Source organism: Qipengyuania sp. (assembly GCF_042095715.1).
GTDB lineage: Bacteria > Pseudomonadota > Alphaproteobacteria > Sphingomonadales > Sphingomonadaceae > Qipengyuania.
Window position 1 is genome coordinate 25,160 of record NZ_JBELMO010000021.1, and the last position, 13,405, is coordinate 38,564.

The window sequence follows — 13,405 nt, forward strand, 5'->3', positions numbered from 1 at the left end:
TCTTATGGTTAACGAGAGGTATTTCACGGTCACAGAACTGTCAAATTAACTTCTTCCCATCGTTTTCGCCATCATAGCATGAGGGTGGCCAGTCCCAGGAAGATACCCATGCTCGTCACGTCACTGGCGGTAGTGAGAAAGATGCTCGAAGCCGTGGCGGGATCTGCCCCAAACCTCTTGAGCGTGAGCGGAATGATCGCGCCGGCGATGCCGCTTGCAGTACAGGCAGCGATCATGGCGATCAGCACCACGAGCCCGAACTCGAGCGGATTCGCCTCCCCCTGCAAATGGGCATAGAACGCCATACCCGCCCCAGCGGTGACACCCACAAGCAGCCCGTTCAGAAATCCCAGAAAAGCTTCCTTGCGGACCATCGCGCCCTGGTTCTCCTCGGTAACCTCGCCCAGCGTCATACCGCGCAGCGCGACAGCGAGCGCCTGGCATCCCGTGTTTCCCGTCTGCCCCGCCATGACCGGTAGAAACACCGCGAGGATTACGAGACGGCTCAAGGTCCCTTCGAACATTCCCACGACCGCCGCGGCTACGAAGGCCGTCAGCAGATTCACCTGCAACCATGGATGCCGCATCTTGAGGCTTTGCGGGATCGAGGTGCCGAGCCGTTCCTCGTTATCCACACCAACCATGGTGCCCGACTGACCCGAAATCTCGATCGCGCGATTGGCAAACAGGACACCGCCGCGGATCAGGCCCACGAGCCGGTTGTCGTCCTCCACCACCGGATAGACCGGAAAATGCATGTGAAGCGCCGCCTTCAGCGCTTCCCGCAAAGGCATCGAACGCTGGAGGACGAAAGGGTTTCTCAGCATAATGCTGGAAAGCCTGGTATCGGGCGGCGCCAGCAGCATCTCGCGCATGACGACAAGGCCTTCCAATCGCTGCGCCTCGTCGACGATGTAGAGATAGGTGATGAAGGCAGTCCGGCTTTGCTCTCGCAAGCCTTCGACCGCTTCGGCTACGGTCGTATCGCCCGAGAACAGGCCGACCGCCGGCGACATCAGGTCGCCGACGATCTGCGGCCTCTTCGCAACCTCGGGCTCCGTAATCATGTTGTCCGGCCCCGCCGCCGGAATCGCTGTAGTCGCCATGGCTCCCCCCATGCTGGACGATTCGACGGTTACTAGCTTGTTTTCCTTCTGGCTACAGCAAGTGCCGCGCAGAACTGGTCAGTGCGTTTCTATGTCGCTAAGGCGCCGCGGCAAACGCGGTCCGATAGCCGCCCTTCAGGAGTTCACCGACACCATGGGATTTCGCTGTGGAATCGTCGGGCTGCCCAATGTCGGCAAGTCCACTTTGTTCAATGCGCTTACCGAAACGCAGGCGGCGCAGGCCGCCAACTATCCCTTCTGCACCATTGAGCCAAATGTGGGCCAGGTGGCCGTTCCGGACGACAGACTGGAACGCGTGGCGGAAATCGCCAAGTCCGCCAAGATCATCCCCACCCAGCTCGCTTTCGTCGATATCGCCGGGCTGGTGAAAGGCGCCAGCAAGGGTGAGGGGCTGGGGAACCAGTTCCTTGGCAACATCCGCGAGGTGGACGCCGTGGTGCATGTGCTGCGCTGCTTCGAGGACGACGATATCCAGCATGTCGCCAACAAGGTCGATCCGATCGCCGATGCCGAGGTGGTCGAGACAGAACTGATGCTGTCCGATCTGGAAAGCCTGGAAAAGCGTGTGCCCGCCGCAGCGAAGCGAGCGACGGGCGGTGACAAGGAGGCCAAGGCCATGGCCAGCGTGCTGGGCCAGGCCCTGGATCTGCTGCGTGAAGGCAAGCCCGCCCGCCTGACCGAACCGAAGGACGATGAAGAGGCGCGGCTGTTCGCGCAGGCGCAGCTTCTTACCGCAAAGCCCGTGCTGTATGTGTGCAATGTCGGCGAAGAAGACGCCGCCGACGGGAATGCTCTGTCGGCCGAGGTCTTCGCCAAGGCGCAAGCGGAAGGCGCGGAAGCAGTGGTTGTATCGGCTGCCATCGAAAGCGAGCTCGTTTCGATGGAGCCGGAAGATCGAGCGGAATATTTGAACGAGCTGGGGCTAACGGAGAGCGGGCTCAGCCGTGTAATCCGGGCCGGTTACAAGCTCCTCGGGCTCAGCACCTTCTTTACCGCAGGGCCGAAGGAAGCGCGCGCCTGGACCTTCCCCTCCGGCGCCAAAGCGCCCCAGGCGGCTGGCGAGATCCACACCGATTTTGAAAAAGGCTTCATTCGCGCCGAGACCATCGCCTTCGACGATTTCGTCTCGCTGGGCGGTGAGGCCGCGGCACGTGACGCCGGCAAGTTGCGCCAGGAAGGCAAGGAATATGTCGTGCAGGATGGCGATGTCCTGCATTTCAAGTTCAACGTTTGAGGCGGAAAATCATGCGTATCCTCGAAAAAATGCTGGTGGCACTCGGCGTGGTGGCGCTCTCCGCCTGTGCGCCCCAGCTGGCCAGCGTTCCGGCCGCCGGGTCGCCGGCCCCCGCTGTACAGGAACAGCGCGAGCCCGTTACCATCCTGGTATCCATCGACGGATTTCGCGCCGATTACCTTGAGCGTGGAGAGACACCCACCCTCGCCCGCCTGGCCGCGGAAGGCGTTTCCGCGAGCATGATCCCCTCCTTCCCGAGCAAGACATTTCCCAATCACTGGGCTGCCGTCACCGGTTATACGCCTGATCACAACGGGATCGTGGCCAACAGCTTCAACGATCCAGAGCGGCCCGATCCTGCCGACCGCTTCGCAATGTCCACCACCGATCCGTTCTACTGGAATGGCAAGGAGCCTATCTGGGTCACGGCGGAAAAGGCCGGAATCAGGACGGGGGTGATGTTCTGGCCTGGATCCGCAGTCGCCTATGGCGGCACGCTCGTTCCGCGCGGCTACGGACGGGTCGAAGGCGGCGTAAGGCCGGCCGACTGGCAGGCCTTCGACCAGAACGTGACCCCCGAGCAGCGCGTTAACACGGTGATCGACTGGCTGCGGCGCCCCGCAGAGATCCGCCCACAACTCGTCCTGCTCTACTTCGACGAGCTCGATACCGCCGGCCACGCCGGTGGCCCGGGCAGCCCCGAGGTGACACAGGCCCTGCGCAGTGTGGAAGCTGACATTGCGAGCCTCGTGCGCGGGCTCGAGAGCCTGGGCCAGCCCGCCAATCTGGTGATCGTGGCCGATCACGGCATGGCGCAAACGTCTAGCGAGCGCGTGATTGCACTCGATAAGGTGCTGGATCCCGGCATATACACGCTGGACGAGAATGGGCCCTATGCCACGTTTCGTGCAGTCCCCGGTCAAGAGGCCGCTCTCGAACGACAACTCCTGAAACCGCATGACCACATGCAGTGTTGGCGCAAAAACGAAATCCCCGCCCGCTTCGGCTATGGATCCAATCCGCGCATTCCCCCCTACCTCTGCCTGGCCGAGACGGGATGGCTTATTCTTCCCAGCGAGGCCCGAGAGCCCTTTACCGGAGGAACGCATGGTTACGACAACCAGGCCCCGGAAATGGCCGCGCTGTTCATCGCCGACGGGCCGGCTTTCGCCAGGCACGCAGTTCTAGACCGTTTTCCGAACGTTGCCGTAAACCCGCTGCTGCGGCGCCTTCTTGGACTTCCCCAGGATGGCTCAATGGATGGCAAACTCGGCTCGGTGGAGGATGCATTCCAAGATTGATGGAACCCCCACTGCACTTCGTCGGTTCATTGCGGAATACTTGGGGCAAAACACGAGGGGCATCGCATGGATATCGACAAGTCGGAGAAGTTCACCTGGGCCGTAAGGGTGGGATATTTCAGCAGGGCCATTCTCTATTCCGTACTCGGCATCATCGCGCTGACGCAGACCGACAGAATTGCCGAGGGCACTAACGGCATCTTCCGCGCGATCGAGAATTTCCCGGCCGGAAACGTGATTTTGTGGCTAATGGTGTTCGGCTTGGTCGCCTATGCGCTGTTTCGCCTGTGCTCGCTGATCTTCGATATCGAGAACGAAGGATCGGACAAGAAGGGTTGGGCCAAGCGGATCGGCCACACCGGCAGCGCGATCGCGCATTTTGCGCTCGCTTATGCGGCCTATCAGTTCGCCACCAGCAGCGAGGGCAGCAGTGGCGGCGCTAGCGGCGGCGGCGCGCAGCAGGCGGCCAGCGGCGTCCTTTCGTTCGAGTTCGGCGGGATCGTCCTCGGTCTGCTCGGTTTGGCGCTTCTCGCAACGGGCGTTTTCCAGTTCAAGAAAGCCTGGACCGGAGAGTTCATGAACCGCATCGGCCCGGGAGCGCCGAACGGCACCAAGATCCTTGGATCCGCAGGGTATTTCGCGCGCGGGATCGTTTACTTCGTAATCGGTTATTCACTGCTCAAGGCCGGCTTCGGCTCCGGAGGCTCCGATCAGATCAAGACGCTAGGCGATGCAGTTGCCAGCCTGGCCGACGATGGGCTGTGGTTCACCATTACCGCCATCGGACTTCTGATGTTCGGATTGTTCAGCTTGGTGCTGGCCCGTTACCGGATCATTCCGGAACTCGACTCGGATCAGGGTATCCCCAAATTTCGCGCCTGAATTCGATTGCCCAACCGCCAAAGGTTGGGCAATTCCCCCGTCATGCTTTACTTCGAAGATATCGAGATCGGTCGGCGCCAGTCCTTCGGGCGCTATGACGTGACTCGTGAAGAGGTGATCGACTTCGCTTCGAAATACGATCCTCAGGCGTTCCACCTCGACGACGAAGCCGCGGCGGCAACCCATTTCAGCAGGCTTTCCGCCAGCGGTTGGCATACCTGCGCGATGACTATGCGGATGCTGGTCGAGAATATGAAGACCGAGTCACAGGCCGGGCTTGGCTCACCGGGTATCGACAACCTCCAGTGGAAAAAGCCGGTCTATCCGGGCGACACCCTGCGGGTCGAAACCGAAGTTATTGAAAAGCGGCGCAGCAAAAATCGACCGGACATGGGCTTGTTCAAAAGCCGCTGTCGGGTGTTCAATCAGGACGATATCGTCGTTCTCGAAATGGTGTCGAACGGCCTGATACGTGTCCGCGACCCCGAGGCACCCATCGAGGGCTGACCTAGGTGCTACAGAGGGCAACCCCTTCGGCCACGTAGACCGTCCTGTCGCGGCCATCCTGCAATTCCAGTCGCGCGGGATAGCTGGTGGCCTGACTGCCCTGCGGCTTTCCTTGCGCGTTCACGTATTCGATACGGAGGACATGGCGGCCGCTGTTATAGCGCAGACTGGTGCCGAACGGGCCCTCCCCCGCACCCGCATCCGGAGCGAATCGCTCGATCTCCCCCTCAAACTGCATGTAGCCGACATTGAGTTGCAGGATCGCGAGCGCGCCTAGTTCGGGCGCATTCACGGCGAAATCGCATCCGTTCGGGCTGAACTTGTAACGCTCCCGCTGGTCGGAGGTGATGCGCTGCGGGGTGACCACGTCGGGTGGCGGCGTCTGGGCGGCTTCTACCTCCGCGACGGCCTTGTCGATGTCGGCCTGCTGCTGCGGCTCGGATGGCTCCTGCTCCGAACATCCCGAAAGTCCGGCAGCACACGCAGCCGCAATGAACCAGAACCGCATCAATGCCTCCCGAAAAGTTTTTCTACGTCTTCCATGGCCAGCTTAACCCACGTGGGCCTGCCATGGTTGCATTGCCCGGAGCGCGGCGTTGTCTCCATCTCACGAAGCAGGGCATTCATCTCGTCGACCCGCAAGGTTCGGCCAGCTCTCACCGACCCATGGCACGCCATCGTCGCGAGTACGAGGTCGAGCTTTTCGCCAAGCAGGAGCGCATCGCCGTTGAGCGCAAGATCGTCGGCGATATCGCGCAACAACTTCTCCGGATCCGCCCCAGCCAGCGCATGAGGGAGCGTGCGAACCAGCATGGCCGATGGCCCGAACCGTTCGATGGCAAGGCCCTTGTCGGCAAGCTTTTCCGCCGCCTGTTCGAGCCGATTGCAGGAAATCTCGTCCAGTTCCACCACATCCGGAATCAGCAGTGCCTGCGCCCGCGTGGTTGCATCGGCCGCGCCCGCCTCCCTCAGCCTTTCCAGCACCAGGCGTTCGTGCGCGGCATGCTGATCGACCAGAACAAGGCCGTCCTGCGCCTCCGCGACGATATAGGTATTGGCAATCTGGCCGCGCGCTATGCCCAGCGGATAAGCGCTTGCGTCGGCAGGGAGCGGGACCGCCTCCTCCGCCCTGCCCCGCGGCGCATCGAGCACGGGCGCATCCTGTTCGCGCCAGGTAGCTACCGGGGTGGCAACGCGGTTGATGGCCTGACCGGCAGGAGCGGACCAGTCCCGTGAAAACATGGAGGCGATGGCTGGCGCCGGTTCGGCTTCACGCTGCCAGCGCCCCATCGCCGCCGCATCGGGCGACTGCGCGCTGCGCCGGTCGCCGCTGGCCAGAGCCTGACGCAGGCCGGAAACGATGAACCCGCGTACCCCGGCTGCATCCCGAAAGCGAACCTCCGTCTTTGCCGGGTGAACGTTGACGTCCACCTCCTCGGCCGGAAGCTCGAGGAAAAGCGCGAGCACGGCGTGCCGATCGCGGGCCAGCATGTCGGAATAGGCACCGCGCACCGCGCCGGTCAGCAGGCGGTCCTTGACCGGGCGCCCGTTCACGAAAAGATACTGATGATCCGCTACGCCACGGTTATAGGTGGGCAGGCCAGCGATCCCGGTCAGCCTCAGCGGCCCCCTCTCAATATCGATTGCGACGGAGTTATCCTTCAATTCCCGCGCAATCAGCAAAGCGACCCGATCGGCCAGCGCTTCTCCCGATTGCAGGGCGAAAATCCGCCTTTCCCCGTGGTCGAGAGTGATGGCCACCCCAGGCCGCGCCATGGCAAGGCGGCGAACGACATCGAGGCACGCGGCATATTCGCTGCGCGCGGTGCGCAGGAATTTCCGACGGGCGGGTATCCGGGCGAACAGCTGCTCCACGCGGACGCGGGTGCCGGGCGGCAAGGCCGCTGGCCCCTCTTCCACGACCGCCCCATGATCGAGCACACGCCGCCAGCCACCCTCCGATCCATGCGGCCTGCTCTCGATGGTAAATCTGGCAACGCTGGCAATACTGGGCAGCGCTTCGCCCCTGAAACCCAGAGAGGTCACCTGTTCGATTTCGTCATCGGGCAGCTTGCTGGTCGCGTGGCGTTCGAGCGCAAGTTCGATCTCTTCGGGAGCCATACCGCAGCCGTCGTCCGTGACTTCGAGGAGGTCCAGGCCCCCTTCCACGAGGCGAACAGCAACCCGCGTTGCCCCGGCATCGAGTGCGTTCTCGATCATCTCCTTGAGCGCCGATGCAGGCCGCTCCACCACCTCTCCGGCGGCGATGCGGTTCACGAGCGTCTCGGGCAGGCGGCGGATTTGTGGCATTGCAATCCATGCTAGCGATGAGGCGGAATGTTTTCGAGACCGGCCGCGCCGATAATCCCCGCGTGCGTTTGCAAATTTTTTGGCATTTTCGCTGATGCCCCGCTAAGGAACCGCCTTCGCAGGAACGTCCGGCTATGTTTCGCGCTCCGAAGCGCGGCCCACGGCCCCTATCATTTACGGAAACCGCAAGAAAAATGGGCTTTTGGAGCAATCTGTTCAAGTTCGGTTCGCAGAACATGGCGATCGACCTCGGCACGGCCAACACACTCGTCTACGTTCAGGATCAGGGCATCGTCCTGAACGAGCCCAGTGTCGTGGCGATCGAGACCATCAATGGCGTCAAGCGCGTCAAGGCGGTGGGTGACGATGCGAAGATGATGATGGGCAAGACGCCAGACAGTATCGAGGCGATCCGCCCTCTGCGCGACGGCGTGATCGCCGACATCGAAATTGCAGAGGAAATGATCAAGCACTTCATCCGCAAGGTTCATGGCCGCAAGAACCTGATGCGCTATCCCGAGATCACGATCTGCGTTCCGTCAGGCTCCACGAGCGTGGAACGCCGCGCCATCCGCGACGCGGCGAGCAACGCCGGGGCAAGTCAGGTCTATCTCATCCTGGAGCCGATGGCGGCGGCAATCGGCGCCGATATGCCGGTTACGGAGCCTGTCGGTTCTATGGTCGTGGATATCGGTGGCGGTACTACCGAGGTCGCAGTTCTGTCGCTGCGCGGCCTCGCCTACACAACCTCGGTCCGCACCGGCGGCGACAAGATGGACGAGTCGATCGTCAGCTACGTACGACGTCACCACAATCTCCTGATCGGTGAAGCCACGGCGGAGCGGATCAAGAAGGATTACGGCATCGCGCGCACTCCGGTCGACGGTAATGGCGAAACGATCACCTTGAAGGGTCGCGACCTCGTCAACGGCGTGCCCAAAGAGATCACGATCAACCAGGGCCACATCGCCGAAGCGCTGGCCGAACCGATCGGCGCAATCGTGGAAGGCGTTCGTATCGCGCTGGAAAACACGGCGCCCGAGCTCGCTGCCGACATCGTGGACCAGGGCATAGTCCTGACCGGGGGTGGAGCCCTGATCGCCGGGCTCGACGAATATCTTCGCGAGGAAACCGGCCTTCCCGTAACCGTTGCCGAAGACCCGCTCACCTGCGTGGCGGTGGGCACGGGCCGCGCCATGGAAGACCCGGTCTATCGCGGCGTGCTGATGACCGCCTAACCTCCGGGGGCTAGCCATGGCGCCCAGTGCGCAGCGGCGCTCGAGCTATTCGAAGCGTGCGCAGTTATCGCAGTTTACCGGCTATATCCTGGCCGGGACCGGCGCGTTTGTCGGCGCGGTCTTGCTCGGCCTGTCGCTTTGGCACCCCACGTTGTTTTCGAGCTTGCGGGGCACCGCGACCGATTCAACCCTGCCCGCTACCAAAACGGTTGCCGAAGCCCGCACCGAAAGCCGGGGCCTGATCGCCAGCATCAAGGGCTATCTCAGAGCGGGATCGCAGAATGCCGCGCTGAAGCAGGAGGTGGAACTGGCACGCATCCGGCTGAAGGAAGCTGATGCGGTCAAGCAGGAAAACAAACGCCTGAAGGCTCTTCTCGCCATCACAGAATCCGATCTCAAACCCGTGGCCGTCACGCGACTCGTTGGCTCGACCGCGTCGAGCGCGCGACGCTTCGCTTATATCGGGGCAGGGCGACGCGAAGGGGTAGCGGTCGGCATGTCAGTGATCAGCCCGCGCGGCGTCGTCGGTCGTGTGCTGGAGGTTGGCGCGAACAGTGCCCGCGTGTTGCTGCTGACTGATAGCGAAAGCGTCTTGCCTGTCCGCCGAGCGAAGGACGAGATCGTCGCCTTCGCGGAAGGGCGCGGAGACGGTTTGCTGCGCATCAAGCTGATCAACCTGGGTATCAACCCTCTGAAGCCTGGGGACGTTTTCGTCACCAGCGGTGCCGGGGGGTATTACCATCCCGGAACTGCAGTCGCGATCGTCACCGAAACCACAAGCGATGGCGGGCTTGCCCGCATCGTGAGCGATCCGGCAGCGGCAGATTTCGTGGCCGTTCTTCCTATTTTTCAGCCCGAGGCGGTCGTGACCGCAGAAACGCCGATCGAAGAAGCGGTCGCCGACTGATGGAACGGTATGCTCCAAGAGCCCGCAGCGATGCCTATGGGCGTCGTATCAATCGGACCCATTCGCCGCTTGTGGCCACGGTTCTGCCCTGGCTCACGATCCTGGCGGGCAGCATACTGCCTGTGTTTTTCATGGCGACGGCCTTGCCCGTAGTTCCGCCGTTCGGTTTTCTGATGTTACTGGCGTGGCGCCTGGTTCGCCCCGGACTGCTCCCGATCTGGGCCGGGCTGCCCTTGGGCCTGTTCGACGATCTGTTCAGCGGACAGCCATTCGGAAGCGCTATCCTGCTATGGTCCGCAGTGATGATTGGTTTCGAAGTTCTGGATCGTCGCATCCCGTGGCGCACCTTCCTGCAGGATTGGTTGGCCGCGTCGGCTGTGCTTGCGGGTTATTTGTTTCTCGCTTTTCTGCTTTCCGGCGGCGATTCTGGATCCGCCGGCCTGATTGCGCTTGGCCCGCAACTGTTGTTCGCGATCGTTTTGTTTCCCGCCGCAGCGGGCCTGGTTGCGATGGTCGACCGCTTGCGCCTGTTCCGCTGGCTGGCCGCGTGATGTTCGGGAAGCGCCGCAGATCACGCACGAAGCAGTTCGTCAGCAAGGCAACACTTGAGGATTCCTTCGACCGTCGCAGTTTCGTTATCGGCACCACGATGGGCGGCGTCGGGATTCTACTGGCGGGTCGCATGGCCTATCTGTCGATCCTGCAGAACGAGAAATACCAGCTCGAATCCGAAAGCAATCGCGTCAACCTGTCGCTGATTCCGCCCCGGCGCGGATGGATCCTCGACCGCAACGGTGCCCCGCTGGCCTCAAACCGGGCGGACTTCCGCGTCGATGTCATTCCGGAACGCATGTCCGATCCCGAAGCCACAGTCGCCAAACTTGGCGAAGTGCTTGGGCTGACGCCCGATGTCCTCGGCGATGTGCAGAAGCGCGTGGCCGATGCTGTGGGCCCGCAGCCGATCGAGGTCGCCACGGGCCTCAATTACGAACAATTCGCCGCCGTAAGCGTGCGCCTGCCCGACATGAGGGGCGTGGTGCCGCAACGCGGGTTTACGCGATACTATCCCACCGGCCCCAGCGTTGGGCACCTGATCGGCTATGTCGGCCCAGCCAATGCGGAAGAATATGCGGAGGACAAGAACCCGCTTCTGATCACGCCGGGCTACAAAATCGGCAAGGACGGGCTTGAAAAGCAGTTCGAACGGAACCTTCGCGGTACGCCAGGCGCCCGCAGGGTCGAGGTGACTGCGTCCGGCAGGATCGTGAAGGAACTGGAAACGCGTGAGGATATCCAGGGCTCGCCCATCCAGCTGACGATCGATGGTCCCCTCCAGGACTACGCCGCACGCCGCATAGGCCCGGAAAGCGCATCGGTGGTGATGCTCGATTGCGAAACGGGCGATGTATTGTGCATGGCCTCCATGCCCAGCTTCGACCCCAACAGCTTTTCCTCGGGCATCGGCAGCGTGGAATATGCGATGCTGCGCGACGACGATCGCGTTCCGCTGCGCAACAAGATCCTGAAAGGTCTCTATCCGCCCGGATCGACGGTGAAACCCATGGTCGCCATGAGCTTCCTGCGCGAAGGGCTCAAGCCCACCGACACCGTCTTCTGCGGAGGGGGCTTGCGGGTCGGCAACCGCGTTTTCCATTGCTGGAACCGCCGAGGGCACGGCCAAGTCGACATGGCCAAGGGTATCTACCAGTCCTGCGACGTGTATTTTTACCATTTCGCCCAGCAGATCGGCATGGACCCCATTGCCGCCATGGCGCGGCGCGTGGGTCTGGGCCAGAAGTTCGACCTCCCCGTTCTCAGCCAGTTCTACGGCACCGTGCCGGACCCTGAGTGGAAGATGAAGAAATACGGCCGCGAGTGGCAGGCTTATGACACGGTCAACGCCACCATCGGCCAAGGCTATATGCTGTTCAATCCGCTTCAGCTCGCGGTCTATGCCGCGAGGATCGCGTCGGGCCGGCATCTTGAGCCCCGAATGGTGAAAAGCAACACTCGCCAACCCTTCGCACCGGCCGATTTCTCCCTCGATCATGTCGAACTCGCACGCCACGCCATGAGCGACGTCATCAACGGGCCGGGAACCGCCGGGCGGGCCCGCCTGCCCATCCCCGACATTCTGATGGCAGGCAAGACTGGCACGGCACAGGTCGTCGGCCTCAACATCTCCGACGGCAAGAGCGGCCCGTGGAAATACCGCGATCACGGGCTCTTCATCTTCTTCGCGCCCTTCGACAAACCCAAATATGCGGGCGCGGTCGTGGTCGAGCATGGGGGCGGATCAGGGGCGGCCTACCCCATAGCGCGCGATGTCATGACCTTCATGTTCGATCCGGCGAAAGCGATCGAGGCTCTGCAAGGTTTCGAGAAGCAGTGGGGCGGGACGGCGCAGGAGCGGCTCTCGCGGAAATACGCCGAATATGCCGCGGCCGCCGGGGTGGACGTGGCCGAACTCCCCCGCCGCGACGAGGAGATCTTCGCGCGCGTCGACGCCGAAGCGCGATTGCAGGCTCGACAGGCGGAAACGCAGGGCGCGCGCACGTTCGAGCCGCGGCCCGAGCCCAATCCCGTGGCGACGGGGCCCATTCCCGGTAGTGCCGCCGCGTCACGATGAGCATCGTTCCAGCACCGGTCGCTCGCCAGCCCTGGTCCATGCTGGTCCCATTGTTTGGACTGGTTGCGTTCGGCGCGCTGGTCCTCACCTCCGCAGCCGGAGGCGATTTCAGCCGTTACGCATCTTCCCACCTGCTCCGCTTCGCAATCTTCTTCGCGATGGCGCTGGTGATGACAGTCTTCCAGAAGCGCTTCGTCAAATTCGTTGCCTATCCGGCCTATGTGGTCCTTCTTCTCATGTTGCTTGCGGTGGAGGCCGTGGGCTTCGTGGGCGGCGGCAGCCAGCGCTGGCTGGATATCGGCCCAATCCAACTGCAACCATCGGAACTGATGAAGCCTGCCATCGTGCTGGTCCTCGCCAATTTCTACGGCACTCTTCCCATGGGCATGGTCCCGACCTGGCGGTCTCTTATACCGGCAGGGGCGCTGATCGGTTTTCCCATGGCGCTGGTCCTGCTTCAGCCCGACCTCGGCACGGCGCTAGCCATCGGGTTCGGTGGGGCAGTAGTCATGTTTCTCGCTGGATTGCCATTGCGGTGGTTCGTCGGGGCGGGGGTGGCTGCTGCGGCAATTGCGCCGCTCGCATTCTTTTTCGGTCTCAAACCCTACCAGCAGCGGCGCGTCTTCACCTTTCTCGATCCGGAAAGCGATCCGCTGGGCGATGGCTATCACATCACCCAGTCCAAGATCGCTATCGGATCCGGGGGGATTTCCGGCAAAGGATTCGACCAGGGCTCGCAGAGCCATCTCAACTATCTGCCTGAACCGCACACCGATTTCGTTTTCGCTACAATGGCGGAGGAATGGGGGTTCATCGGAGGGATCTTCAGCCTCGTCTGTTATGCCCTGATCCTGTCATGGGGATTGCGGGTGGCACGGCGGACCACCGACCGGTTCGCGATGCTGTTGGCCGCGGGCATGACCGCAACGATCTTTTTCTACGTCGCCATCAACCTCATGATGGTCATGGGCCTAGCCCCCGTGGTCGGCATCCCGCTCCCGTTCCTCAGCCATGGGGGATCGTCGATGATGACAAACATGATCTGTCTGGGCACGCTGATGATGATCGATCGGTGGAACAAGAGCACACCACGGTCCGGTCTCATCACCTGAGCGGATTTTTGTCCAATAGGACCCTTTCAATTCGCGTTTGGACAGCTATATGCGGCGCTCCCCGATTCGGCTCCGGCCTTTCGGAGCGCGGAAATCCGGCGCAGTGGACGCATAGCTCAGTTGGTAGAGCAGCTGACTCTTAATCAGCGGGTCCTAGG

Annotated in this window: 12 protein-coding genes; 9 read left to right on the top strand and 3 right to left on the bottom strand. The window is 62.2% G+C overall.

Annotated features, from left to right (window positions below):
* Nucleotides 1-71 precede the first annotated feature (71 nt).
* Entirely contained in the window at nt 72-1,106 is a 1,035-nt protein-coding gene (locus tag ACFDTG_RS07275) for a magnesium transporter (protein ID WP_375290359.1), read from the bottom strand.
* Nucleotides 1,107-1,260: 154 nt separating this feature from the next.
* On the opposite strand from ACFDTG_RS07275, the gene ychF reads away from it, so the two are divergent.
* From ychF to ACFDTG_RS07295, 4 genes are all read left to right on the top strand, one after another.
* The gene (ychF, locus tag ACFDTG_RS07280) at nt 1,261-2,361 is read left to right on the top strand and encodes a redox-regulated ATPase YchF (RefSeq protein ID WP_375290360.1); all 1,101 of its coding nucleotides are present in this window, start codon (nt 1,261-1,263) and stop codon (nt 2,359-2,361) included.
* A gap of 11 nt (nt 2,362-2,372) precedes the next feature.
* A complete protein-coding gene (locus ACFDTG_RS07285) occupies nt 2,373-3,662 on the top strand; it encodes an ectonucleotide pyrophosphatase/phosphodiesterase (RefSeq protein WP_375290361.1) in 1,290 nt (429 codons plus the stop codon).
* A gap of 66 nt (nt 3,663-3,728) precedes the next feature.
* Nucleotides 3,729-4,544, top strand: coding sequence for a DUF1206 domain-containing protein (locus ACFDTG_RS07290; protein ID WP_375290362.1), 816 nt, complete (start codon nt 3,729-3,731; stop codon nt 4,542-4,544).
* Between the two features lie 42 nt (nt 4,545-4,586).
* Nucleotides 4,587-5,051 (top strand): MaoC family dehydratase, encoded by a 465-nt coding sequence (locus ACFDTG_RS07295; protein WP_375290363.1) that lies wholly within the window; start codon nt 4,587-4,589, stop codon nt 5,049-5,051.
* Nucleotide 5,052: 1 nt separating this feature from the next.
* Here ACFDTG_RS07295 and ACFDTG_RS07300 read toward each other — a convergent pair whose 3' ends face one another.
* Complete coding sequence (locus ACFDTG_RS07300) at nt 5,053-5,559, bottom strand: hypothetical protein (protein WP_375290364.1); 507 nt, start codon at nt 5,557-5,559, stop codon at nt 5,053-5,055.
* Nucleotides 5,559-7,361 carry a DNA mismatch repair endonuclease MutL gene (gene mutL, locus ACFDTG_RS07305; RefSeq protein ID WP_375290365.1) on the bottom strand — a complete coding sequence of 601 codons (1,803 nt, stop codon included), beginning with the start codon at nt 7,359-7,361 and terminating at the stop codon, nt 5,559-5,561. Before mutL ends, ACFDTG_RS07300 begins: the two co-directional genes overlap by 1 nt.
* 194 nt (nt 7,362-7,555) lie before the next feature.
* On the opposite strand from mutL, the gene ACFDTG_RS07310 reads away from it, so the two are divergent.
* Genes ACFDTG_RS07310 through rodA form a run of 5 tightly spaced genes read left to right on the top strand, consistent with a single transcriptional unit; the run spans nt 7,556 to nt 13,247 of the window.
* The gene (locus tag ACFDTG_RS07310; protein ID WP_375290366.1) at nt 7,556-8,599 is read left to right on the top strand and encodes a rod shape-determining protein; all 1,044 of its coding nucleotides are present in this window, start codon (nt 7,556-7,558) and stop codon (nt 8,597-8,599) included.
* Between the two features lie 16 nt (nt 8,600-8,615).
* The gene (gene mreC / locus ACFDTG_RS07315; protein ID WP_375290367.1) at nt 8,616-9,506 is read left to right on the top strand and encodes a rod shape-determining protein MreC; all 891 of its coding nucleotides are present in this window, start codon (nt 8,616-8,618) and stop codon (nt 9,504-9,506) included.
* Complete coding sequence (gene mreD, locus ACFDTG_RS07320) at nt 9,506-10,057, top strand: rod shape-determining protein MreD (protein ID WP_375290368.1); 552 nt, start codon at nt 9,506-9,508, stop codon at nt 10,055-10,057. Before mreC ends, mreD begins: the two co-directional genes overlap by 1 nt.
* Entirely contained in the window at nt 10,057-12,135 is a 2,079-nt protein-coding gene (gene mrdA, locus ACFDTG_RS07325; protein WP_375290369.1) for a penicillin-binding protein 2, read from the top strand. The genes mreD and mrdA overlap by 1 nt, the downstream gene beginning before the upstream one ends.
* The gene (gene rodA / locus ACFDTG_RS07330) at nt 12,132-13,247 is read left to right on the top strand and encodes a rod shape-determining protein RodA (protein ID WP_375290370.1); all 1,116 of its coding nucleotides are present in this window, start codon (nt 12,132-12,134) and stop codon (nt 13,245-13,247) included. The genes mrdA and rodA overlap by 4 nt, the downstream gene beginning before the upstream one ends.
* Nucleotides 13,248-13,405: the final 158 nt, after the last annotated feature.